Consider the following 15,108-nt stretch of genomic DNA (forward strand, 5'->3'; position numbering starts at 1 on the left):
GGGGTTGGCGTCGGGTGGCCGGGCCCGGGCGGTGCGGGCTTCGTCGCGCCCGGCGCCCGGTCCTCGCGGCGCCGTACGGGCGGGTCTCCTCGACGGCAGAGCCCCGCCCGGACGGCGAAGGTCAGCCCTTCTCGGTGACGCCCGCCCCGTCGAACGTGGCGACCTCGTGCATGGCGCGGGCCGCGCTCTGCACCATCGGCAGCGCGAGCAGCGCGCCCGTGCCCTCACCGAGCCGCAGGTCGAGATCGACCAACGGGCGCAGCCCCAGCTTGGTGAGGGCCGCGACGTGGCCGGGCTCGGCGCTGCGGTGCCCCGCGATACAGGCGGCCAGCGCCTCGGGCGCCACCGCGCGGGCCACCAGCGCGGCGGCCCCGGCGCTGACGCCGTCGAGGATGACGGGCGTCCGCAGCGACGCGCCCCCGAGGATCAGGCCGACCATCGCCGCGTGCTCCAGCCCGCCGAACGCCGACAGCATCCCGATCGCATCGGCCGGATCCGGCTGGTGGCGCTCCAATGCCCTGCGGACGACCTCGACCTTGCGGGCGTGCGTCTCGTCGTTGATGCCCGTACCGCGCCCGGTGATCTCGGCGGGGTCCGCCCCCGTGCAGGCAGCGATCAAGGCGGCGGACGCCGTGGTGTTGGCGATGCCCATCTCGCCGGTGAGCAGCGCACGGTTGCCCGCCGCCACCAGGTCGCGCGCCGTCTCGATGCCGACCTCCAGGGCCCGCTCGACCTCTTCGCGGGTCAGCGCGGGCCCGGCCGTCATATCGGCGGTACCGGCACGGATCTTGCGGGGCAGCAGCCCTGGCTGCGCGGGCAGTTCCGCGGCCACGCCGACGTCCACGACGCAGACCTCGGCGCCCACCTGGTTGGCGAACGCGTTGCAGACCGCGCCCTGGGCCAGGAAGTTGCTCACCATCTGCGCGGTGACCTCCTGCGGCCACGGCGTGACGCCCTGCGCGTGCGCCCCGTGGTCCCCGGCGAACACCGCGACGGCGGCGGGTTCGGGAATCGGCGGAGGACACTTGCGGGACAGGCCGCACAGCTGCGCGGAGATGATCTCCAGCATGCCGAGCGCGCCGGACGGTTTCGTCATCCGCTTCTGGCGCTCCCATGCCTCACCCAGCGCCTTGGCGTCCAGCGGGCGGATGGTGCCGAGCGTCTCGGCGAGCATGCCGGTCGGCTCGGCGCCGGGCAGCGCGCGCCGCCCGTACGACTCGTCGTGCACGACCCACGAGAGCGGACGCCGCTTCGACCAGCCCGCCTGCATCAGCTCCGGCTCGTCGGGGAACGCGTCGACGTACCCGACGCACAGGTACGCCACGACCTCCAGGTGCTCCGGCAGTTCGAGGGCGCGCACCAGCTCCGGCTGGTCGAAGAAGCTGACCCAGCCCACGCCCAGCCCCTCGGCCCGCGCCGCCAACCACAGGTTCTCCACGGCCAGCGCCGAGGAGTACGGCGCCATCTGCGGCTGCGTCTGACGGCCGAGCGTGTGCCGGCCACCGCGCGTGGGGTCGGCGGTCACCACGATGTTGACCGGGGTGTCGAGGATCGCCTCGATCTTCATTTCCTTGAACTTCTTCGCCCGCCCCTTGGGCAGCGACTTGGCGTACGCGTCACGCTGCGCCTCGGCCAGCTCGTGCATCGCACGGCGGGTCTCCTCCGACCGGATGACCACGAAGTCCCAGGGCTGCGAGTGTCCGACGCTGGGCGCGGTGTGTGCCGCCTCCAGCACGCGCAGCAGCACCTCGTGCGGGATCGGGTCGGGCCGGAAGCCGTTGCGGATGTCCCGCCGCTCCCGCATCAGCCGGTGCACCGCATCCCGTTCCGCCTCGGCGAACCCGGGAGCGGCTTCTCCCTCCGGGAGGGCGGGACCACCAGGCTCGGGCCCCGACGCGGCCTCTGGTACGTCCGCCCCGGCCTCTTGTTCGTCCGCCCCTGCTTCCTGCGTGGCCGCCACGGCGTCCTGTGCTGTGGGCTCGGCACCGTCGGCATCGCCGGTCCCGGCACCTTCGGCGTCGCCTGGCTGCGCGCCTTCAGCGGGAAGCGCCGTGACGTCCGCGGGGGGCGCGGCCCCCTCGTCAGGAGTCGCGGCCGGCGCCGCGGGGACGTCGGCGCTCGGGCCGGGTGCCTCGTGCGTCGCGGGCTCTCCCTGCTCCTGAGCGGAAGCCTCACCCGGTGCAGGCTCCTCTGTGGAGGGCTCCTCTGCGGCGGGCTCGTCCGTGGGAGGCCCGTCCGTGGAGGACTCCTCCGCGGACACCGCCTCAGCCGCAGGGTGCGGCACCTCTTCGGAAGGCTCGGCGGGTGCCGTCGCTCCGGCAGCCGTCGAGCCGGCGTCCTGCCCGGTGTCTTCGACGGCTACGGCCTCTTCTCCGGCATCCGCAGCGTCGGACACCCCGTCCGCCCCGGACGTTTCACCGTCCGGGGACGCTTCGCCGCTCCCGGACCCAGCCGCAGCTTCGGAAGCCTCAGCAGTCGCGCTCTCCTGCGGCTGCGGCTGCGGCTGCGGCGCCGCGGAGTCGGAGGACTCGGGAAGCGACGCGTCCGTACCGGCGGCGGATGCGGAGGCCGCGGTCTGCTCAGGGATACCGGCGGGGGCCTGCGGCGGCCGTTCACCGGTCTCCTGGCTCGCGCCCTGGTTTATCGGCGGTGTCCCGGACGGGGCCTGCGCGGTGGTGGACTGCTGCGCCTCGGGCTCGCCCCCCTGCGCCGGCACGGTCGCCAGTCCGCTCGGCTGGGCCTCCTGGCGCGGCCCGGGGACGGTCGGATCGCCGGGCGCGGGAGGGGAGGCGGGCTCGGCCGGGGCGTCCACCTCAGCCGCTCCGGCGACCACCTCGGCCTCGCGTGCGGCGGCCTCACCGTGCGCGCCCGTCTCGTCGGCCACCGCCGCTTCCTGGGCAGCGGCCGTCTGAGCGGAAACCGGGGCCTCGGCAGACACCGGGGCCTCAGTGGAAACCGGGGTCTCGGCGGAAACCGGGCCCTCGGCGGAAGCCGGGGTCTGGTCGGGCTCCGGAGCCTCGGCGGAGGCGGAGGCGGAGGCTGAGTCGGAGTCGGAGGCGGAGGCGGTATCGGAGACGTCCGCGGCTGTCGGTGCTTCGGCAGCCGTCACCGCCTCGGCCGGCCCCTCGTTCGTCGCCGGGTCCTGCGCCTGCTGCGGCACCTGCTGCGCTGCGGCAGCCGGCGTTCCGTCGGTCTCAGCGTCCGCCGGAGCGGCCGTCTCTGCCGTCGTCCGAGGGGTTTCGTTCGCCGCGGAGGGCGAGGCCTCGGCGGTGTCGGCCGGGGCGGGGACGGGTTCGGCGCCCCGGACCACGGTCTCGGGCTGCGAGGCCTGCTCGGGCTGCTCGACCTGCTGGGGCTGCTCGGGAGGCAGTTGACCGAGTTGCGGCCCTGGCAGCGGCTCCTCGTCCACCGGCGCACCTGCCTCGGTCGAAGACGCGGATGGGGCGGGAACGGACGCCGCCCCGGCGGCCGGCTCGCCACCCGGCTGCACTTCCGCTTCCGGCTGCACTGGCGCTTCCGGCTGAGCGTCCGTTCCCGGCACAGCGACCGCTTCCGGCTGGGCCGGCGTCTGCGGTGCGGTGGGCTGCTCGGGCGTCGGCCGGCCCTCCTCGTTCTGCGGGGCCGTGACAGCGGGGTCCGCCAACGCCGCGTCCTCCGCCTGTGGTTCGTCCGTGGCAGCGGACGGCACGGCCTGGCCTTCCTGTTCGGTGGCCGGCTGCTGAGGCTGCTCGGTGGGCAGACGGCCGTCCTCGGAGGCGGGCGCGGCGGCGTGCTGGCCTGCCGCACCGTCCGTGCGGCCTGATGGGGCGCCCTGGACAGGAGCGGCCTGTGCGGCGGGGGCCTGCGCTGTGGGGCGCTCGGAGAGGGGGCGGACGGTACCGGACTGCTCCGGCACCGGCGGTCCGAGGTGCAGGGGGCGGCGTGTCCCGTGGGGCGGGGTGCTGTGGGTGGACGCCTGGGCCGCGTGCGGCTGCTGGGACGGACGTACGGCGCTCACGTCGAGGGCGCCGGAGTCACGGCCGTCCGTCTCGTGCGGCCCGGGCACGGCTGCCGGTTCGGCCGCCGGCTGCGCTGCCACACCACCCTCGCTCTGCGCTGCGGCAGCGCCCTCCGGCTGCGGCGCGGCTGCGCCCTCCTGCTGCGCTGCCGGGACACCTTCCACGGCGGGCTGTTGCCCCTCCGGACCGTCGGGCTGGTCCTGCTGTCGGGGCTGCGGCTGGGCGTAGGCGGGCTCGTACACGGCTTCCTGCGGAACGTGTCCGGGCTGCTGCGCGTAGGGGTCGTACCCGTTCGCCGCGTAGGCGTCCGTCCCCCCGTACGCGCCGTCCTGCGGGTACCCGTTCGGCCCGTACCCGTTCTGTACGTACCCGTCCTGCGCGTACCCGTCCTGCGCGTACCCGTCCTGCTGGGTCAACTGGCCGTCGGCCGCGAACTGCTGCTGCGCCGCGTAGGCGACGGACTGGCCGTGCGGGTCGTACGTGTTTCCGTAGGCGTCGGGTTCCGGCATCGGGCCTGGCTGCTCCGGCTGGGGCCGGGGCATCGGCTGGGCCTGGCCCTGGGCGTAGTGCTGGGTGTGGCCGTGGTCCTGCGGCGCTCCGGGGCCGGCCGGCGCCGGCTGCTCGCTCCATGCGCCCTGGGCGGAGGGCATCAGCAGAAGGTCCTCTTCGTCGTGGGTGGCGTGGGGGCCGTGGGGAGCGTGGGCGCCGTCCCGTGTCCCGGCGGTGGCCGGGTCGGTGAGGGGGTAGGCGCCAGGTGCCGGGACGTCCGGCCGGCTCTCCGGTTGCTGCCCGCCTGCGTTCTCCGGCAGCCCCTCACCCGGGATCTGACCGGTGTCTGTCATGCGTTCCCCTCGCGCATCGCTGGTGCTCCTTCCAACCCGGCGGACGGGCCGCCGCGCCCCGTAGATGAAGAACGAGCACGCACTCTGTGCGGCACGTGCCTTTCGCCTACACCATTCGGACAATGACGGACGAAGCGTCAACCCCGAACGGTGGCACAACAGTCCATCAGCCTACCCGTCGCCGAGCGCCGCTCCGGCCACGGGTGGGAGAGAAACCGCACTTCGTCGGGGTTCGTCCCGCACGGGTCACAGGGGTCTCAGATACGGACACCGGACAGCAGAAAGACAACGGCCCGTTCGGTTTCCGCCCAGTGCGCCGTCTCCAGTTCGACGGACTGGAGCAGGGCGCACTCGACGGCGTAGCCCCGTTCGGTGAGCGCCCTTCCCAACTCCTCCGCCTCATCTCTGGTGGAGGCGTGAGTGACGATGCGGGTGGGACGGCGGTCGGCCACTGCCGTGACCGTCACCGCTCCCCCACCGCCGACCCGCACCACGTCGGGCTCGGGCAAGTCCTGGAGGATGTGCGGGGCCAGGCCGTGCACGGTCTCCAGTTGGACGCCGAAGCGCCGCGCCGCGGCGTAGACGTGGGCGCAGGCGTCCGCGTCGCTGTCGACGGCGATGACGGCGGCCCCGAAGCGCGCCGCCTCGACCGCGAAAGCGCCGCTGCCCGCGCCGATGTCCCACACCAGGTCGCCGACGCGCGGTCCGAGGCGGGCGAGTTGGGCGGCGCGCAGCTGTACCGACTCCCCTGCCCGGGGCGGGGCACCGCTGCCAGAGCCCGCGTATTCGGCGACCGGCAGCGCCCAGCCGCGGACGGCGGGCGGGTAGCCCACCTCCTGCCCGGCGAGCCAGGCGGTGCCCTGCGATGCGCCGGTCTCGGCACCGGCGCCGGTGCCGCCGACGACGATGACGACGTTCGGGTCGCGCCAGGTGTGGTCGGCGACCTTGTCGGAGGTGAGCACGGTCATCTGCTCGCGTTCGGTGCCCAGTGCCTCGCAGATGACGAAGGTGCGGTGGACGCCTTCGAGGAGGAGGGCGAGCTCCGCGGGCCCGGCGCCCGGCGAGGTGAGGACGGCGACCTTCTTGTGGGCGCGGCACACGTTGACCGCGCGGCGCAGGGTGCGGCTGTTGGCGACGACGAGTTGGGCGTCGTCCCAGGGCATCCCGGCGCGCGCGAACGCGGCGGCGATGGCGGAGACGGCGGGCACGACCTCGACCTCCAGGCCGTGCTCGGGGGCGCGCAGGGTGCGTACGACGCCGAAGAAGCCGGGGTCGCCGTCGGCGAGTACGACGGCGGAGCCGCGATGGCGGGCGATGCGGCGGGCGGCGAGGGTGGCACTGCCCAGGCGGATGCGTTCGGCGTGCGGCGGTACCTCGGGCAGTGCCAGGTGGTGTGCGGCACCGGCGACGAGGGTGGCCGCGGCGAGGGCCGAGCGGGCGGCGTCGGTCAGCGGCGAGCCGTCCCATCCGATCACCGTGACGCGGTCGGCCATGCTGGGGGTCTCCTGGCTGGTTCGTGCTCATCGCAGGTCGGGGCCCACTGAGGGTACCCCCTCACGCGGAAGGCACGGTTTCGCGCAGCCGCCGGGCACGGACCGCCACCGGGCGTGCGGCTGCGAGGAGGCCCGTCACCGAGCGCGGGAACCTGCGGGGCGATCCGTCACCGGGCGTGCGGCTGCGAGGAGGCCAGTCACCGGGCGCAAGGCCTGCGAGGCGGTCCGTCACCGAGCGCGGGACCTGCGGGGCGGTCCGTCACCAGCCGTGCGGCTCCAGCTGTTCGAAGGTGCCGTCGAGGTCCTCGGGCAGCAGGCTCCAGACGATCAGGTCGGTGCGGATCTCCGCCCAGCCTCCGCCCCGGGGGTCGGGGCGGTCCGTGGCGGGGTCCTCCCACCCTCCCTGGGTCTCCGGCAGGTCGTGGGGTACCGGACGGTTCCGCTGACCCTCCCGCCGAAGGGCACCCCAGTCCTCGGTGCGGGTGCGCGCTATCCAGGCGTTGCGCAGCACGCCTTCGCTGATGCAGCCGAGTTTCTGGGCGACCTGCTGCGCCGCGGTGTTGTCGGCGGCCGTGCGCATCTCGACGCGTTCGAACTTCTGGTCCTGGAAGAGCCACTGGGCGAGCGCCAGCAGCGACTCGGAGGCGTAGCCCTCGCCGCGTGCCCAGGAGGCGGTGGCGTAGACGGCTTCGGCGGAGCGCACCCGCCAGTCGGTGCCCCGCAGTTCGACGGAGCCGACGAGCCGCTGGGTGAGGAGTTCGGTGACGGCGAAGACGATGCCCTCTCCGCCGGTGCGGAGGGCGGGGGCGCGGCGGGTGACGAAGTCGCGGGCCTCGGTCTCGGTGTAGGGGAAGGGCGACGTCATCCAGGCGGTGATCTGGTCGTCGGCCATCATGGCGGTGAGCGCGGGGACGTCCGCTTCCTCGAACGGGCGCAGCACGAGCCGGTCCGTGCTGATCGAGATGTCCGGGAAGGTCGAGGTCATGCGCCGCTCCTACACGTCGGGGTGCACAGCATGCAGCATCGGCACCGTGATGTGCAGCGCCGGGCCCCTCTCGACGGGAGGGGCCCGGCGCTGATGAGAAGACTTGTCGACACGGGGACTTTCCCCGGTTCAGGCCGTGGGGTTCACGATCCCACATGCCCGAATGCGGGTTCGATGGCCCCCTTGTACTTCTTCTCGATGAACTCCTCGACCTGCGGGGAGTTGAGCAGCTTGGTGAGCTTCCTGATCCGCGGGTCGTCCTGGTTCCCGTCCTTGACCGCGAGGAAGTTCGCGTACGGGTTGCCCTTGACCTTCTCCGCGGCCAGCGCGTCCTTGGCCGGGTTGAGGTCGGCGTCGACCGCGTAGTTGCCGTTGACGACCGCGGCGTCCACGTCGTCGAGGGCACGCGGGACCGCGGCGGCCTCCAGCTCCTTGAACGTGAGGCCCTTCTTGTCCGCGATGTCGCCGAGGGTGGCTTCCTGGCCCGCCCCCGGCTTCAGCTCGATGAGGCCGTGCTTGGCCAGCAGGTGCAGGGCGCGTCCCTCGTTGGTGGAGTCGTTGGGGACGGCGACGGTGTCGCCGGAGCCGAGGCCCTTGAGGCTCCGGACCTTCTTGGAGTAGAGGCCCAGCGGCTCCAGCTCGACGTTGACGACCGGCACGATGTGCGTGCCGTTCTTCTTGTTGAAGTCGTCCAGGTACGGCTTGTGCTGGAAGAAGTTGGCGTCGACCTCGCCGGACTCGGTGGCCGTGTTCGGCACGACGTAGTCGTTGAACTTGCGGATGTCGAGCTTGAGCCCCTCCTTCTCGGCGAGGTTCTTCTCGACGTACTCCAGGATTTCGGCGTGCGGCATGGGGGAAGCGGCGATTCTGAGCGTCTGCTTGTCGCCTCCGCTCTGGCCGATGCCGTAGCCGATCAGCGCGAGCGGCAGGACGACCGCGGCGGCGAGCGCCGCGGTGCGGCCCCTGCCGAGGCGGGCGAGCCGCTTGCCGGCGCGGCCGTCGGCGGCGGAGGCGCCGCCCCGGCCCGAGGCAGCGCCGCCCCGGCCCGAGGCCAGCAACCGCACCACCGCGTCGCCGATGATCTGGACAGCCGTGACGATGACGATCAGCGCGACCACCGTGGCGATCATGACGCTGGTCTCGAAGCGCTGGTAGCCGTACTGCACGGCCACCGAGCCCAGCCCACCGCCGCCGACGGTGCCGGCCATCGCCGAGTAGCCGATCAGCACGATGACCGTCGTCGTCAGCCCGGCGACCAGGGACGGCAGTGCCTGCGGGAGCAGCGCCTTGAAGACGACGGTGGGGGTGCCACCGCCCATCGCCTGCACGGCCTCCACCAGGCCGCGGTCCACCTCGCGGATCGCCGTCTCCACCAGCCGCGCGAAGAAGGGGATCGCGCCGATGGCGAGCGGTACGACGGCCGCCGTCGAGCCGACGGACTGGCCGACGACGAAGCGGGTGAAGGGGATGAGGGCGATCAGCAGAATGATGAAGGGCAGCGATCTGCCGACGTTCACGACCGCGCCGACGACCTTGTTGACGAGCGCGTTGTGCAGCATCCCGCCCTTGTCGGTCAGGACGAGGAGCACGCCGATGGGCAACCCGCCCAGCAGCGCGATCAGCGTGGACCAGCCGACCATGTAGAGGGTGTCCCAGAACCCCTGGAACAGCAGCGGCTGTATCTCGGACCAGCTCACTTGGCACCCTCCTTGACGAGGCCGTCGTTGTCCTGGGGCTCCGCCGCGACGGGCGCGACGTCCGCGACGTCCACCGTCAGCCCCTGCTCGCGCAGGAAGCCGATCGGCACGACGTTGTCGTCGAAGCTGCCGGGCAGCTCGATACGCATCCGCCCGACCTGCTTGCCCGCCACGGTGTCCATGGCGGCGCCGAGGATGGAGATGTCCACGTTGTAGGTCCGCGACAGCTTGGAGATCACCGGCTCGGTGGTGGTCTCCCCGTGGAAGGTGACGTCCACGACCGTGCGGTCGTCGGCCGAGGGGGTGCCGCCGACGGGGAAGAGCTCGCGCGCCAGCTCGGAACCCGGGGTGGCCAGCAGCTCGGGGACGGTGCCCGACTCGGTGATCCGCCCGGACTTCATCAGGGCAGCCGAGTCGCAGACCGCCTTGACGACCTCCATCTCGTGGGTGATCAGCAGGACGGTCAGGCCCAGCTGCTCCTTGAGGTCGCGCAGCAGTTGCAGCACGGAGCGGGTGGTCTCGGGGTCGAGCGCGGAGGTCGCCTCGTCGGACAGCAGCACCTTGGGGTCGCCGGCCAGCGCGCGGGCGATGCCGACGCGCTGCTTCTGGCCGCCGGACAGCTGCGCGGGATGCACCTTGGCGTGCTCGCCGAGGCCGACCAGTTCGAGCAGCTCGTGGGCCTTGCGGGTGCGCTCGTGCCCGGAGTGGCCGAGGATCTCCAGTGGCAGTTCCACGTTGCCGAGTACGGTGCGCGAGGACAGCAGGTTGAAGTGCTGGAAGACCATGCCGATGCGGGCCCGTGCCCGGCGCAGCTCCTTGCCGGCGCGCTTGCCGGTGCCGGCGAGCGCGGTCAGCTCCTGCCCGTCGACGGTGACGGTGCCCGAGGTGGGGCGCTCCAGGAGGTTGACGCAGCGGATGAGCGAGGACTTCCCGGCGCCGCTCTGGCCGACGACGCCGAAGACCTCGCCCTCGCCGACGTGGAGATCCACGCCGTCCAGTGCGGTGACCTCGCGGCCCGGGGTGCGGTAGACCTTCGTGAGGTCCTTTGTCGTGATCACAGAAACATCCGTGGGTGTCGGTGGGACGCGCTTGGGTGGGTGCCGTCCGGGAGCGCGCGGCGATCCGCGCATGCGGGCAGAGCGATCCCGCAGCCGCGGTGGTGCGGCGTGCGGGCGTGGCGGTCCGCGGTGCGGTGGGTGGTGGCTCTGCCGGCGGGCGGGGCGCGCGGGCTCGTGACTCGCTTCGGGGCGCGAGTCGCCTCGGTCAGCTCAGGCGGGGGCCCTCAGCGGGCACACATTCGCCGCGCGGTGGGCGACGGACAGGCCCGTGTGCGCAGACAACGAGCACCGGGCGTCCAGGTCGCCTCGGTCGCAGACGTGCGGCAGCTCGTCGTGTTCATGGTGCTCAGTAAACCAGATGGAGCGGTCACCGCGGAGAGTGCTGTCCGCATGCCGGACGCGGCGATGGACACCATCCGCCGGTGCCCGCGCCCGTTCAGTCCTCTGCGACGACCGTCACACCCGCGTCCGTGACCTGCGCGGTCACCGAAGCCAGGTCCTCGACCACGACGTCGGCCGCGAGCTCGGCGCGCGCGTGGGTTGTGGCCAAGCCCACGGTCCGCATGCCCGCGCTTCGCCCTGCCGTCAGCCCCGCGGGGGCGTCCTCGAAGACGACGCAGCGGGCCGGGTCCACCCCCAGCTTCCGGGCCGCCAGCAGGTACGGCTCCGGGTCCGGCTTGCCGCGCGTGATGTCGTCGGCGGCGATGACCAGCGGCGCCTCGATCCCGACGACCCGCAACCGCGCCTCGGCCAGCTCGCGGGTGGCCGAGGTGACCACGGCCCAGCTCCCCGCGGGCAGCGAGGCCAGCAGCTCGGCGGTGCCGGGCAGTGCCACGACCCCGCCGCCGCTCACGTCCTCCACCTCCAGCCGCTCGATGCGGGCCAGCGCCTCGGGCACGCGCGCGGCCGGCAGCAGGTCGCCGACGATGTCGGCGGCGGGCCGCCCGTGCAGCTCGACGGCGGCGAAGTCCTCCGCGCTGATCCCGAACTCGCGCGCCCAGGCGGTCCAGCAGCGCTGGACGGACTCCATGGAGGAGATGAGGGTGCCGTCGTTGTCGAACAGCAGGGTCGTGGGGGCGTCGAACTTCATGCCGGGCAGCGTACGGGGGGCCTCGGGGGCGCGCGTCGGCGGGCCCGGGCGCCCTTCTAGACTCCTTCACATGCTCACCCCGCTCACCGTCGCGCTGGCCGTGGCCGCGCTCGCGCTGGCCGCGTGGTGCGGCTGGGCGGCCTACCGCGACCAGCCGACCAAGGACTGGCACTTCATCGGCATGGCCGTGGTGACCCTGCTCGCCCTCGTCCAGCTGGTGGTCGGGATCGTGCAGCTCGCGCAGGGGCGGGACCCGGCGGACGGTGTGGTGATCTTCGTCTCGTACCTGGTCGGTGTCCTGGCGTGCGTGCCCGTGGTGGGTCTGGTCTCACTGACCGAGCGCACCAAGTGGGGTTCGCTGACCGTGGTCGCCGGAGCCGTCGTCCTCGCGGTGCTCCAAGTGCGGCTCTACGACATCTGGGGAGGCGGCACCGGTGCCTGAACCGACGACCACCAAGAGCGACCCCGCGCCGCGGCGCGCCGGCCGCATCAACACCGGTCCCGGCAAGCTCCTGGTCACGCTGTACGGGATCTTCACGGTGGGCGCCGCCTCGCGCTCCCTCGTCCAGCTGACGACGCGCTTCGACGAGGCGCCGCTCGCCTACGTCCTCTCGGCCGTCGCCGCGGTGGTGTACGCGTTCATCACGCTCTCCCTCGTCCGCGGTGGTGAGGGCGCCCGCAAGGCGGCCCTCACCTGCTGCGGTCTCGAACTGCTGGGCGTGCTGGCGGTCGGCACCTGGACGCTCGCGGAGCCGTCCGCCTTCCCCGACGCGACCGTCTGGTCCGACTACGGGATGGGCTACCTGTTCATCCCGGTAGCCCTCCCGCTGACAGGGCTGTGGTGGCTACGCCGCGGCCACCGCGAGCAGGCCGCAGCCGCGCCCGGTGACCAGCCGCGCCCAGCTGACGGCTAAGCGCTCTTCGCGTACTCCGCGGCGTCCTTCTGGAGCGCCACCAGCGTCACCTGCCGGTCCCGCTCGGTGCCGACGGGGGCGTAACCGCTGCGCCGGTACAGGCGCAGGTTGCCCTCGCTGCGGCTTCCGGTCACCAGGTGGTAGCGCTTGGCGGCGTACTCGGCGGTCAGCCGGGACTCGACCGCCGCCAGCAGCCGCCCGCCCAGGCCGTGGCCCTGGAGGCGGGGGTGGACGCACAGCCGGCCGATGCGGGCCGTGCCCTCGGAGTCGACCCGGCCGCGTACCGAGCCGACGACCTCGTCACCGAGGCGGGCCACCATCACGCACCCCTGCGCGAGTTCCGTACGGAGGTCCTCCAGCGTCTGGACGAGCGGTTCGATGCGGTAGTCGCCGTACAGCGCGGCCTCCGTCTGGAAGCAGAGGTACTGCAGTTTCAGTATCTGTTCGACGTCCCGCTCGTCCGCCGCAGAGATGGTCACGCTCATGCCCATGTGCGCATGCCTCCCCAAGTTGTGTGCGCGCGGGCACGCGGATGTGAGGGTGTCGCGCCCGTGCTGTCTGCCCTGGTGACGCTGGTTTCCTCTCGCACCCTTCCCCTGGGGCCGGGTGGTGGAACCTGCGCCGCGAGCATTCTGCGCAGGCATTCCAGACAGCGGGAACGCAGCGGCCCGACGGCGCCCTGTGAGATTCCCAACTCACGGGCGATTTGGGCGTATGTGGGCTCCACCCCGGACAGCAGCGCCCGCAGCACGGCAGGGCACCGCCCGGGCAGTCCGGCGACCGCTCCGCCCAGCTCGCGGCGGCTCTCGGAGCTCAGCAGCGCCGCCTCCACCTCGCTGGCCGCATCGTCCCTCCCGCCGTCGGCGGCGGCGATCCGGCGCTGCGGCGGCACGCGGCGCGGCGGGGGCGCGTCGTCCTGCGGCATCTCGCGGCGCTGACGGGCCCGCACGGCGCGGGCTTCGGCGCTCACCGCGTCGCGCAGCCAGGCGCCGGGTTCGGTGGGCGGCCCGCTCCCGCGGGTCCTGACCAGCCAGCGCAGCCACACACCCTGGCGCAGGTCCGCGGCCTCGGCGCCGGGGAGCGCCGCCGCCTCGGCCGCGCACTCGGCGTCCAGCAGGGCGCGCAGCCGGGGCTGGAGCAGGGCGGATTCCGGGGAGGGGTGGGTCATACGCCGCTGCACGCGCGCCGCCCGCCTTGCGGTTGCGGGACGGGCGGCGCGTCACTCGTCGGTGTGGATCTTGCGCCTGCCGGCGTGCTCAGCCGTCGCCGCGGAAGTCGGCGGCGGCCAGCAGCGCCGTGTCGCAGTTGTCGGAGAAGAGGCCGTCGATGCCCGTGGCGAAGTACCGCTTGAAGACGCCGAAGGCGTCACCGTAGGCGTTCGGGTCGTCGCCCTTGCGGAAGTCGGCGGGCAGGAACGTGTTCTCGTTGCGCACGGTGTACGGGTGCAGTACCAGCTTCTGCGCGTGCGCGTCCCGCACCAGTTCTGTGGGGTCGCCGAGCGTGCCGTCCGCGTTGCGGGGGATGACCAGGTCCAGGGTGGGCCCGATGCCCTGGGCGAAGTCGGCGATCCACTTCAGGCCCTCGGGCTTCACCAGGTCGGCGACGGTGCGCGGGTCGTCCGCCTCCACGAAGTCCCAGGGCCGCGAGCTCGGGCCGGACAGCAGGACGACGCCGGGGCAGTCCACCAGCCTGCTCAGCGTCCGGATGCTGCTCGGCTCGAAGGACTGCACGAAGTTCGGTGAGTGCGCCTTGTGCCGTCCGTAGCGGCGCAGCAGCCTGGCGAGCGGCTTCTCCAGGCCCAGGCCCAGCTTGCGGAAGTAGGTGGGGTGCTTGGTCTCGACGTGCAGCCAGACGCGGCGTCCGCCGCGCCGGCTCTGCTCCTCGGCCCAGTCCAGCACCTCCTCGAAGGTGGGCACCTCCCAGTGGCCGTCGTAGAGGGTGTTGTGCTGGCGCGTGTCCGGGATGCGCTCCTTCGCCCGGAGCGTCTTGAGCTCCTTGAGGGTGAAGTCCTCGGTGAACCAGCCGGTGAGCTTCTTGCCGTCCACCGTCTTGGTGGTCTTGCGGGAGGCGAACTCGGGGTGGTCGGCCACGTCGGTGGTGGCGGTGATGTCGTTCTCGTGCCGGCACACCAGGTGCCCGTCCTTGGTGGGGACGAGGTCCTGTTCGATGATGTCTGCGCCCATGTCGAGGGCGAGCTGGTAGGAGCCCAGGGTGTGCTCGGGGCGGTAGCCGCTGGTGCCGCGGTGCGCGATGACGCACGGGGTGGGCAGCTCGTGGCGTCCGCCCCCGTGCCCGCGCCCTGCGGACCGGCCCGCCCGCGGGGCCGCGGCCTGTGCGGTGCCCGCCCCCAGGGTGACCGCGCCCGCCGCGCCCAGCGCCGCCGCCGCTCCGAGCAGGGTTCTGCGGCCCGGCTGCTGCTCCTGTCCCATGCGCTCTCCCAGAAGTCTCCGTGGCGCCGATGTCCGGCCCTGCCACACGTCGGGCTGATCGTAGGACCGGCTGGACGGCACCGGGGAGACATAAGTGCGAACAGGCGGGAAACTCGGGTGACTCGCGCGGTGCGGGACAGTGCGATACGGGGGTAACCCGTGTCAACTCCCCGTAAAGGTGCGCGCAACCCGGTGTGCCCGGCACCCGGGCTTGCGAGTATCGTCCTCATCTGCGCTTCCGTGCGCGGAACCACGCGCACGGCCATACCGACTGGGCGGAGGGTCCGTTGTCCCGTTTCCGGCTGATCAAGGCAGTGCTCGGCCCGCTTCTTCGTGTGCTGTTCCGGCCGAAGATCGAAGGGGCCGACCGCATTCCGGGTTCGGGTCCGGTGACCCTGGCGGGCAACCACCTCACCTTCATCGACTCGATGATCCTTCCGCTGGTCACCACGGGACGGCGGACGCGGCGGGGTCGCCGCGCTGCTGACCGGCCGCCGGGTACTGGAGGAGGGCCACCCCTTCGCGATCTCCCCGGAGGCCACCCGCTCCCCCGACGGCCGCCTCTACCGGGGGCGCACCGGCATCGCGCGGCTCGCCCTGAT

The 15,108-nt window shown here is 73.1% G+C and carries 11 protein-coding genes and 2 pseudogenes; 3 read left to right on the forward strand and 10 right to left on the reverse strand.

What is annotated here, in order from left to right; all coding sequences use genetic code 11:
• Positions 1 to 121: 121 nt before the first annotated feature.
• From cobT to AB8Z75_RS22060, 7 genes and pseudogenes are all read right to left on the reverse strand, one after another.
• Complete coding sequence (gene cobT, locus AB8Z75_RS22030; RefSeq protein ID WP_369204616.1) at positions 122 to 4,840, reverse strand: nicotinate-nucleotide--dimethylbenzimidazole phosphoribosyltransferase; 4,719 nt, start codon at positions 4,838 to 4,840, stop codon at positions 122 to 124.
• Between the two features lie 257 nt (positions 4,841 to 5,097).
• Positions 5,098 to 6,333 (reverse strand): precorrin-6y C5,15-methyltransferase (decarboxylating) subunit CbiE, encoded by a 1,236-nt coding sequence (gene cbiE, locus AB8Z75_RS22035; RefSeq protein WP_369204618.1) that lies wholly within the window; start codon positions 6,331 to 6,333, stop codon positions 5,098 to 5,100.
• A 259-nt stretch (positions 6,334 to 6,592) separates the two neighbouring features.
• A complete protein-coding gene (locus tag AB8Z75_RS22040) occupies positions 6,593 to 7,318 on the reverse strand; it encodes a GNAT family N-acetyltransferase (protein ID WP_369204620.1) in 726 nt (241 codons plus the stop codon).
• A gap of 143 nt (positions 7,319 to 7,461) precedes the next feature.
• Positions 7,462 to 8,235 (reverse strand): MetQ/NlpA family ABC transporter substrate-binding protein, encoded by a 774-nt coding sequence (locus AB8Z75_RS22045; RefSeq protein ID WP_369204636.1) that lies wholly within the window; start codon positions 8,233 to 8,235, stop codon positions 7,462 to 7,464.
• Between the two features lie 132 nt (positions 8,236 to 8,367).
• A pseudogene (locus AB8Z75_RS22050) lies at positions 8,368 to 9,015 on the reverse strand (methionine ABC transporter permease); the annotation flags it as partial.
• Entirely contained in the window at positions 9,012 to 10,073 is a 1,062-nt protein-coding gene (locus AB8Z75_RS22055) for a methionine ABC transporter ATP-binding protein (RefSeq protein ID WP_369204622.1), read from the reverse strand. The gene AB8Z75_RS22055 and the pseudogene AB8Z75_RS22050, both read right to left, overlap by 4 nt.
• 436 nt (positions 10,074 to 10,509) lie before the next feature.
• The gene (locus AB8Z75_RS22060) at positions 10,510 to 11,163 is read right to left on the reverse strand and encodes an HAD-IA family hydrolase (protein WP_369204624.1); all 654 of its coding nucleotides are present in this window, start codon (positions 11,161 to 11,163) and stop codon (positions 10,510 to 10,512) included.
• A 70-nt stretch (positions 11,164 to 11,233) separates the two neighbouring features.
• Here AB8Z75_RS22060 and AB8Z75_RS22065 point away from each other — a divergent pair, with 70 nt between their 5' ends.
• Both AB8Z75_RS22065 and AB8Z75_RS22070 read left to right on the forward strand, forming a co-directional pair.
• Positions 11,234 to 11,605 (forward strand): hypothetical protein, encoded by a 372-nt coding sequence (locus AB8Z75_RS22065; protein WP_369204626.1) that lies wholly within the window; start codon positions 11,234 to 11,236, stop codon positions 11,603 to 11,605.
• A complete protein-coding gene (locus tag AB8Z75_RS22070; RefSeq protein ID WP_369204628.1) occupies positions 11,598 to 12,077 on the forward strand; it encodes a hypothetical protein in 480 nt (159 codons plus the stop codon). Before AB8Z75_RS22065 ends, AB8Z75_RS22070 begins: the two co-directional genes overlap by 8 nt.
• On the opposite strand, the gene AB8Z75_RS22075 is transcribed toward AB8Z75_RS22070, so the two are convergent.
• The 3 genes from AB8Z75_RS22075 to AB8Z75_RS22085 form a co-directional block, all read right to left on the reverse strand.
• Positions 12,074 to 12,568 (reverse strand): GNAT family N-acetyltransferase, encoded by a 495-nt coding sequence (locus tag AB8Z75_RS22075; RefSeq protein ID WP_369204630.1) that lies wholly within the window; start codon positions 12,566 to 12,568, stop codon positions 12,074 to 12,076. The two genes, AB8Z75_RS22070 and AB8Z75_RS22075, sit on opposite strands and share 4 nt — an antisense overlap.
• Positions 12,559 to 13,245, reverse strand: coding sequence for an RNA polymerase sigma factor (locus AB8Z75_RS22080; protein WP_369204632.1), 687 nt, complete (start codon positions 13,243 to 13,245; stop codon positions 12,559 to 12,561). The genes AB8Z75_RS22075 and AB8Z75_RS22080 overlap by 10 nt, the downstream gene beginning before the upstream one ends.
• Positions 13,246 to 13,333: 88 nt before the next feature.
• Positions 13,334 to 14,506 (reverse strand): glycerophosphodiester phosphodiesterase, encoded by a 1,173-nt coding sequence (locus AB8Z75_RS22085; protein WP_369204634.1) that lies wholly within the window; start codon positions 14,504 to 14,506, stop codon positions 13,334 to 13,336.
• A 287-nt stretch (positions 14,507 to 14,793) separates the two neighbouring features.
• Here AB8Z75_RS22085 and AB8Z75_RS22090 point away from each other — a divergent pair.
• A pseudogene (locus AB8Z75_RS22090) lies at positions 14,794 to 15,108 on the forward strand (lysophospholipid acyltransferase family protein); the annotation flags it as partial.

Origin of the sequence: Streptomyces sp. PU-14G (assembly GCF_041028275.1) — a bacterium.
Classification (GTDB): domain Bacteria; phylum Actinomycetota; class Actinomycetes; order Streptomycetales; family Streptomycetaceae; genus Streptomyces.